General features: G+C 59.3%; 9 protein-coding genes and 1 riboswitch. Of the genes, 8 read left to right on the forward strand and 1 reads right to left on the reverse strand.

Annotated elements, in window-relative coordinates; translation table 11 throughout:
• Positions 1-29 precede the first annotated feature (29 nt).
• The 5 genes from purM (at position 30) to purD (ending at position 5,045) form a co-directional block, all read left to right on the forward strand.
• Positions 30-1,070, forward strand: coding sequence for a phosphoribosylformylglycinamidine cyclo-ligase (purM, locus tag DLM86_RS31130; protein ID WP_110844070.1), 1,041 nt, complete (start codon positions 30-32; stop codon positions 1,068-1,070).
• The gene (purN, locus tag DLM86_RS31135; RefSeq protein WP_110844072.1) at positions 1,070-1,696 is read left to right on the forward strand and encodes a phosphoribosylglycinamide formyltransferase; all 627 of its coding nucleotides are present in this window, start codon (positions 1,070-1,072) and stop codon (positions 1,694-1,696) included. The genes purM and purN overlap by 1 nt, the downstream gene beginning before the upstream one ends.
• Positions 1,697-1,789: 93 nt before the next feature.
• Complete coding sequence (locus tag DLM86_RS31140) at positions 1,790-2,965, forward strand: phosphoribosylaminoimidazolecarboxamide formyltransferase (protein ID WP_110844074.1); 1,176 nt, start codon at positions 1,790-1,792, stop codon at positions 2,963-2,965.
• A 30-nt stretch (positions 2,966-2,995) separates the two neighbouring features.
• Positions 2,996-3,727, forward strand: coding sequence for an IMP cyclohydrolase (locus tag DLM86_RS31145; RefSeq protein ID WP_110844076.1), 732 nt, complete (start codon positions 2,996-2,998; stop codon positions 3,725-3,727).
• Between the two features lie 61 nt (positions 3,728-3,788).
• Positions 3,789-5,045: a phosphoribosylamine--glycine ligase gene (gene purD, locus DLM86_RS31150; RefSeq protein ID WP_110844078.1), complete on the forward strand. Its 1,257-nt coding sequence runs from the start codon at positions 3,789-3,791 to the stop codon at positions 5,043-5,045.
• Positions 5,046-5,152: 107 nt separating this feature from the next.
• On the opposite strand, the gene DLM86_RS33065 is transcribed toward purD, so the two are convergent.
• Positions 5,153-5,278 (reverse strand): hypothetical protein, encoded by a 126-nt coding sequence (locus tag DLM86_RS33065; protein WP_281272219.1) that lies wholly within the window; start codon positions 5,276-5,278, stop codon positions 5,153-5,155.
• A 196-nt stretch (positions 5,279-5,474) separates the two neighbouring features.
• Here DLM86_RS33065 and DLM86_RS31155 point away from each other — a divergent pair, with 196 nt between their 5' ends.
• From DLM86_RS31155 to DLM86_RS32580, 3 genes are all read left to right on the forward strand, one after another.
• Positions 5,475-6,146, forward strand: coding sequence for a Bax inhibitor-1/YccA family protein (locus DLM86_RS31155; protein WP_110844080.1), 672 nt, complete (start codon positions 5,475-5,477; stop codon positions 6,144-6,146).
• Between the two features lie 231 nt (positions 6,147-6,377).
• A complete protein-coding gene (locus DLM86_RS31160; protein ID WP_110844082.1) occupies positions 6,378-7,475 on the forward strand; it encodes a DUF3048 domain-containing protein in 1,098 nt (365 codons plus the stop codon).
• A gap of 300 nt (positions 7,476-7,775) precedes the next feature.
• Positions 7,776-7,866, forward strand: a riboswitch (cyclic di-GMP riboswitch).
• Positions 7,867-8,262: 396 nt separating this feature from the next.
• On the forward strand, positions 8,263-8,559 hold a 297-nt coding region (locus tag DLM86_RS32580), incomplete at its 3' end, for a hypothetical protein (RefSeq protein ID WP_211326613.1).

The raw sequence follows: 8,559 nt of genomic DNA on the forward strand, positions 1-8,559 counted from the left end.
CCCCCACCATTATCAAGGAGTGAGCGATTTTGTCGGAAGCGTATAAGCAAGCGGGAGTGGACATCGCCGCAGGCAACGAAGCGGTCGTCCGCATGAAGAAGCACGTCCAGAAAACGTTCCGCCCCGAAGTGCTCACCGAGCTAGGCGGCTTCGGCGCCCTGTTCGGCCTGAACAAGGACAAATACGAGGAGCCGGTGCTCGTCTCCGGCACGGACGGCGTCGGCACGAAGCTGAAAATCGCCTTCGCGATGGACAAACACGACACGATCGGCATCGACGCCGTCGCCATGTGCGTCAACGACGTCGTCGTGCAAGGGGCGGAGCCGCTCTTCTTCCTCGACTATCTGGCTTGCGACAAAGTCGTACCGGAAAAAATCGAAGCGATCGTCAAAGGCATCGCCGACGGCTGTCTCCAAGCCGGCTGCTCGCTCATCGGCGGGGAAACCGCGGAGATGCCGGGCATGTACGGCGAAGGCGAGTACGATATCGCGGGCTTCACCGTCGGCATCGTGGACAAGAAGAAGATCATCGACGGCTCCACGATCGCGCCGGGCGATGCGGTTATCGGCTTCGCCTCGAGCGGCGTCCACTCGAACGGCTTCTCGCTCGTACGCAAGCTGCTGCTCCAAGATAAAGGCTTCCGGCTTCAAGACGAGGTGGCGGAGCTCGGCGGCAGACTCGGGGACGTCCTGCTGGCGCCGACGAAAATTTACGTCAAGCCGATTCTCGCCTTGCTCGAACAAGTGAATATTAAAGGAATGGCGCATATTACCGGCGGCGGATTTCTCGAGAACATCCCGCGCATGCTGCCGGGCAACGTCAACGTCCATATCGAATACGGCTCCTGGCCGATTTTGCCGATCTTCAAGCTGCTGCAGGAGGCGGGCGCCGTATCGAACAACGACATGTTCCGCACGTTCAACATGGGCATCGGCATGGTGCTCGTCGTGCCGGCCGACCAGGCGGACGAAGCGATCCGTCTGGCCGAAGCGAACGGCGAGAAAGCGTACCGTCTCGGCACCGTGACGCCGGGCGAGCAGATCGTGACGTTTGCCGGGGCGGATGTGTAATGGCGCCGTTTCGCATTGCGGTATTCGCCTCGGGGAGCGGCACGAACTTCCAGGCGATCGTAGACGCGGTGCAAGCCGGGAAGCTCGATGTCGACGTCGAGCTTCTTGTATGCGATAGGCCGGGCGCTCGAGTGGTCGAGCGCGCCGCCGCCGCCGGCGTCGAGACGTTCGCGTTCCGTCCGAAGGATTATGCGTCCAAGGAAGCGTACGAGACCGAAATCGTCGCGCGGCTGCAGCGGAAACGAATCGACCTGATCGTGCTGGCCGGCTACATGCGGATCATCTCGCAAACGCTGCTCGCGCCGTACGAAGGCCGCATCGTCAACATCCACCCGTCGCTGCTCCCGTCGTTCCCCGGGTTGGACGCGATCGGACAGGCGCTGGCCCATGGGGTGAAGGTGACCGGAGTGACGGTTCATTTCGTCGACGGCGGCATGGATACCGGGCCGATCATCGCTCAAGCGCCCGTCGAAGTCGCCGACGACGATACGGCTGAGACGCTCGCCGCGAAAATTCATCCGGTCGAGCACGCGCTGTATCCGGCCGTCATTCGCGGCATTCGCGAAGGCGAGTTCGCCCTCAGCCCCGACGGGCGCCGCGTCGTCCGCAGCCGGTCGAACGGTTGAGCGCGCAAGCTTCCGTTTCCTTGTTCCGTCGATCCCCCATTCGCCGAACGGCGCAACCGCATTATCAAATTTTGTGAAGGATGGTCCGCGACAATGCCAAACGAAATCCATTTGCGTTACGGGATGAACCCGCACCAAAAAGAAGCGAAGCTGTACGCCGAAGGCGGGGCCGAGCTGCCGATCCGGGTGCTGAACGGCGACCCCGGCTTCATCAACCTGCTTGACGCGCTGAACGCGTTCCAGCTCGTGCGCGAGCTTCGCCAGGCGACCGGCTTGCCGGCCGCGGCTTCGTTCAAGCATGTCAGCCCGGCCGGAGCGGCCGTCTACGCCCCGCTTTCCGATACGCTCAAGAAAGCGTACTTCGTGGAAGGACTGGAGCTGTCGGAGCTGGCGACCGCCTATGCGCGGGCGCGCGGAGCGGACCGGATGTCTTCGTTCGGCGACGCCGCGGCGCTCAGCGACATCGTCGACGCGTCCACGGCCAACCTGCTCAAGCGCGAGGTGTCCGACCTCGTCGTGGCTCCCGGCTACACCGAGGAAGCGCTCGATATCCTGAAGGCGAAGAAGGGCGGCAAATATCTCGTGCTGCAAATCGACCCGGACTACGTGCCGGAGAAGCTCGAAACCCGCACCCTGTTCGGACTCAAAATGCAGCAGGAGCGCAACGACGCGACGATCGACGCCTCCGCCTTCGACCATATCGTGACGCGCAACAAGGAGCTGACCGAGGAAGCGAAGCGGGACATGCTCGTCGCGCTCATCACGCTGAAATATACGCAATCGAACTCGGTCTGCTACGCGCTCGACGGCCAGACGATCGGCATCGGCGCCGGCCAGCAGTCCCGCATTCATTGCACGCGTCTCGCGGGCGATAAGGCCGACCGCTGGTATTTGCGCCAGCACCCGATCGCGCTCGGCATGAAATTCCGCCAAGGGCTGTCCCGCGCGGAGCAGAACAACGCGATCGACCTGTGGCTCGAGGATGAGCTGACCTCGTTCGAGCAGGCCAGCTGGGAAGCGTGCTTCGACGAAGTGCCGCAGCGTCTGACGCCGGCCGAGAAGCGCGAATGGCTGAAAGGGCTGACGAACGTATCGTACGGCTCGGACGCGTTCCTGCCGTTCCGCGACAACCTCGACCGCGCCAGCCGCAGCGGCGTCCGGTACGTCGTGCAGGCGGGCAGCTCGATGCGCGACGAGGAGGTCGTGCAGGCCGCCGACGATTACGGCATGGTCATGGCGTATTCCGGCGTTCGCTTGTTCCACCATTAATTCGGCTACGGATAAAGGAGAACGGTTATCGTGACACAACTTTGGAGCCAAACGGCGGAGGCCAACGCCGGCCGTCTGCAAACGAACCCGTATCCGGGGCGCGGCATCGTCATCGGCTTGACGCCGGACGGCACGCGCTACGTACAGGTGTACTGGATCATGGGGCGCAGCGAGAACAGCCGCAACCGCGTATTCATCGAGGAAGCGAACGGCTTCGTCCGGACGGAAGCGCGCGACCCGGCCAAGCTGACCGACCCGTCGCTCATCATTTATTACCCGGTCCGTCACACGGGACAAGCCCATATCGTGACGAACGGCGACCAGACGGATACGATTTACGAAGCGCTGAAGGAAGGCCGCTCGTTCGAGCAGGCGCTGACGACGCGGACGTGGGAGCCGGATGCGCCGAACTATACGCCGCGCATTTCCGGTCTTGTCGATTTGTCCGACGCGAATTGCGCCTACAAGCTTTCCATTTTGAAAACGAACATGGGTGATCCGTCGCAAACGATGCGCCACTTTTTCCATTACGAGCAAGGCGTCGCCGGCTTCGGCCACTGCATCCATACGTACGCCGGGGACGGTAACCCGCTTCCTTCGTTCCAAGGGGAGCCGGTGCTCATGCCGCTGTTCGACGACATCGGGCGGACGGCGTCCTTTTACTGGGAGCGGCTGAACGAGGACAACAAAATTTCGCTGCTCGTGAAAACGATCGATAAAGCGTCGGGCCAGACGGAAACGGTCATTCGGAACAAGGATTGACCGCCGGCACCATCCGCGGCATCGCCGCACCTCGGACAATCCATTGGGGAGGGCAAAACGGTTGCGTATATTGGTTATAGGCAGAGGCGGCAGGGAGCACGCCATCATCTGGGCGCTGAAGAAAAGCGCGCGCGTCGCGAAGGTGTACTGCGCACCGGGCAATGCGGGGATCGCGCAGCTCGCGGAATGCGTGCCGATCAAGGAAAGCGAGTTCGATAAAATCGCGCAGTACGCGCTCGATTACGCGATCGATCTCGTCGTCGTCGGTCCGGAGGACCCGCTTGCGGACGGCATCGTCGATTACTTGGAGGAGCGGAATATCCCGGTGTTCGGACCGCGCAAAAGCGCCGCGATCATCGAGGGCTCCAAAGTGTTTACGAAGCAGCTGCTGAAAAAGTACGGCATTCCGACGGCCACCTACGAATCGTTCGACGACTACGAAGCCGCTCTCGCCTACGTGCGGAAGCAAGGCGCGCCGATCGTCATCAAGGCGGACGGGCTGGCCGCGGGCAAAGGCGTCGTCGTCGCGCAGACGATCGGCGAGGCGGAGCGTGCGCTTGAGGATATTATGGTGAAGCACGTGTTCGGCGAAGGAAGCAGCGTCGTCGTGGAGGAGTTTTTGCAGGGGCAGGAAATGTCGATCCTGTCGTTCGTGGACGGCAGCGTCGTGCGGCCGATGCTCCCTTCGCAGGATCATAAGCAAATTTTCGACGACGACAAGGGACCGAACACGGGGGGCATGGGCACGTACTGCCCGCTGCCGCATATCCCGCAGTCGGTCATCGACGAAGCGATCGAGACGATCATCCGGCCGACCGCCGAGGCGATGGTGAAGGAAGGCCGGCCGTTCCGCGGCGTCCTGTTCGCCGGGCTCATGATTACGGAGAGCGGCCCGAAGACGATCGAATTCAACGCCCGGTTCGGCGACCCGGAGACGCAGGTTGTTCTGTCGCTGCTTGAGACGGATCTGATCGACATCTTCCTCGCGACGATCAACGGCCGTCTGCAAGATATGGACATCCGCTGGAGCGGCGATTCGGCCGTCTGCGTCGTGCTCGCCTCCGGCGGCTACCCGGGCAGCTATCCGAAGGGCGTGCCGATTTCCGGCTTGGACGAGGTGCAGCAGTCCGTCGTCTTCCATGCCGGCACGGCGGAGAAGGACGGCGGAATCGTCACCGACGGTGGCCGCGTCCTGGGCGTAACCGCCAAAGGGGCGAACATCGAAGAAGCGCGCGCCAAGGCGTACGCCGACGTGGAGCGCATTCGCTTCGACGGCGCGCAGTACCGCAAAGATATCGCGCTGAAAGCTTTGCGTTAAGCGGAATAGTCGGATAGCCATCGACAACGGTTGCGCATGACGCAAGCGCCGGGAGGCGCAATCGACGTCCGCCCTTCAACGGGCGGGCGTTTTGGTTTTTGCACGATTTATTCGAATTCGTTGTTTTCGTATTTCTTTTTGTTTTTCCACACGTACCGGATCGCGACCAGCAGTCCGGCAATCAGCAGGACGGAGAGCCAATACGAGTTCATGGCGTCGACGAACCATTTCATACGGATCACCTCGCGATTTCGGCCAACGGCTCCCTTTCGACAGCGGGGCGCACCGAATAGCCGTTTTCCCCATAGCTTGCGCAGAAAACGGTTGCCGCATCCGCCGGGTATATCCGGCGATGGAATAGCGTAGTATGAAAGAGGTTACCCATGATATACTAATAGGGATAGATTATAAATATCGGGAGGGTTTTCCATGAATCTGGAGCAGCACCAATCGGTATCCGATACGGGGCAGTCCACGTACAACGCGCCGTTTCACAAGCTGCTGCGCATGTTTACGCTGTCGATTCTGATCTCGTTCGTCGGGTCGTTCGTCGGCATGTTCGTCCCGCCGGCGCTTTTCATCCCGCTCATCATCGTCGAGCTGGTCATGCTGGTGGCGGCCTTCTTCATTCGCCGCAAAGGAAAAGGGATCGGGTACGGCTTCGTCTACACGTTCTGCTTCATCAGCGGTATCACGGTATTCCCGAGCATCGCCCATTACACGTCGATCGGCGGACCTTCGATCGTGACGACGGCGTTCCTCATGACGGGGATTATTTTCGCCGGCTTGACGCTGTACGCTTACTATTCCAAGCGCGACTTCAGCTTCCTCGGCAGCTTCTTGACGGTCGGGCTGCTCGTCCTGATCGGCTTCAGCCTCATCGGCCTGTTCACGGGCGGCTTCGGCGGCACGCTCGGCTTGATGATCGCCGCGTTCGGGGTCATCATCTTTTCGGGATACATCTTGTACGACATTTCCCAGTACAAGCACGGACTGGCCGACGAGGACATTCCTCTTGCGGTGCTGAACTTGTACTTGGACTTTATCAACCTGTTCCTCTATTTGCTTCGTCTGCTCGGCATTTTGTCCAGCGACGATTGAGGCGGGACACGGAATACGCGGCTTCACTCACCGAAACCTCCTGCGGGCATTCGCCTGTCGGGAGGTTTTTGTTTTCTGGGAATGGGAGAAATGCGCGACTGGCCGAGAAACCGGCTTATGGGACTATTTTCGTCGCCGCAGCGTTCTATCCTATCGATCATCCTCATAAACTGGCAATAGAGAGGGTCGATAGAGTGAAAGAGTTGGGAAAGGAAGGAGGAGAAGCGCGTTATGAAAATTCCGAGTCCGATGAAAATAACGTGGGCCGCCGCATTGTGCGGAGCTCTCGTGCTCGCCGCCGGCTGCTCCGACGGCGGCAAGCCGGCGGCACGATCGTCCGCTGCCGGCGGACAAGCGGCTGCGGCCGTGCCGGTACCCGCGCCGGATGCGGAAGCCGAGCCGGCACCGGCCCCCGAGCCGCGGAAGCCGGCGTTTCCGCTTACCGGCATGCCGAGCGAAACCGAAACCAACGAGCGACCGATCATGGTCATGGTCGAAAACTCGCCGCAAGCCCGTCCGCAATCCGGACTGGACGAAGCGGACATCGTCTATGAAATATTGGCGGAAGGCGACATTACGAGATTCGCCGCCGTCTATCAGAGCAAGTCGCCGAAGACGATCGGCCCGGTGCGCAGCATCCGCCCGTATTACGTGGAGCTTGGCGACGGGCTTGACGCCTACATCGTCCATGCCGGCTGGAGCCAGGACGCGATGGATTTGATCGCCGAGCGGAAGCTGGCGCATTTCGACCAAGTATACGGCGACGACGAATATTACTGGCGGGACCCGAAGCGCAAAATGCCGCACAACTTGTACACGAGCATCGAGCTGATCCGCCGGGGAGTGAAGGATAAACGGTTTCGCACGGCATGGAACGGACCGCATCCATCGTTCGCCAAAGCCGGCGAGCGGGAAGTCGCGGCCGTGTCGGCTCAGGCGGGCTCGGCCGTTCCGGAGAAGCGGGCGGTCATTCCGTACATGCGGGGGTATACGGTTTCGTACGACTACGACGAATCGACCGGCACGTACTTGCGTTCGATGAACGGCGAACGGCACGTCGACGCCGTATCGGGCCGCACGCTTTCCGCCGTCAACGTCATTATCAGCTTCGCGGAGCATCGCGTGCTGGATAAGGAAGGCCGGCGCGAAGTCGCGCTGTCCGGTCCGGGCCGCGGCGTGCTGCTCCAGCAAGGGACGAAGCGGGATGTAACGTGGGAACGGAAGGACGGCTTGATCCGCGTCTTCGCGGACGGCCGGGAGCTCGGCTGGCTGCCGGGACAGACTTGGGTGCAGGTCGTGCCGGTCGGCACGGCGCCGTCGTTCGAGTGAATGGCGATGAATCACCTCCGCATTTCTTTTTTTCTACATAAAACGACAAACTTTCATCTAAGAAACGCTCTTTTCAAATAAGAAACTAAATCTTGTTGTGCACGGGATCGTAACCATAATCACAATAATAAGCGCCTTGTCTCCAACAGCGAAACCGCAATAAAATGGCTGCCCGATATCTTTGGGCAGTCTTTTTTCCTAGTCGGACGAGTAGGATACGATTCCTAGGGCCTATACAATTATGGTAAAGATGTTGGTATAGTTGCTGTTGTCAAGATTTGTAACAATCACATGGACCGTTGGAAAAAATGGCAAACTCGTTGAAAAACGGGGACGCAAAGCTACAGGGGCTAAGGCGGAACTAATACCGCGATGCCAGCCAGTTGCCCGAAACGGCGGATGAAACTCCGTCTGTTTGCATGCGAATGCTGCGGCCGGAGTTTTTTTATGTTCATCAAAACACGACGTTGAAAAAGCGATATGAGGGGGGTAAACGTCACTTTTCGGGGTGAACCATCGGGTCTGTAAGGAGGTGAAAAAACGCTCCGCCGGAGGAACGACATCCTCTCGGCGCCGCCTTGGTAAATGTGGCGGTGATGCTTGCGAACAAAACAGATGAACCGCACGGGAGAGTTTGTGCCGGACGGATCAAAACTGGCGTATTTTGCATTGCCCGGTCACGAACATGGAACTCGACAAAAGGTATGCAAAATGTGATGGAATCGGCTGAAACCGTAAAACCTTCCCCAGCAAAGTTGAAATAAATGCAGCAAAAGGAGGGGAAACATTGGAACTAAAAATAAGGATCAATCGGATTTTTAAAGTTTTGATCGCGTTTCTCGTCGTTATCTCCTATAGTCCATTTTTTCCTGTTTATCAGCAACATGTAAAAGCAGCCGCCATAGATCATCATTGGCTGACTTACAAATTTGATGAATTTTCCAAAGATACTTTCAATCAACCTGAATTTCGAAAGCGCATAAGAATGCGGTGGCGATCATCCAGGAGCGGATCAACAACTGTGAATAAGTGGGAGTGGGACCAGCGAAATTTTGAAACCAATATCCACATGGGGATAACTCCC

It is taken from the genome of Paenibacillus flagellatus, from assembly GCF_003217775.1.
GTDB classification, from domain to species: Bacteria; Bacillota; Bacilli; order Paenibacillales; family NBRC-103111; genus Paenibacillus_AB; species Paenibacillus_AB flagellatus.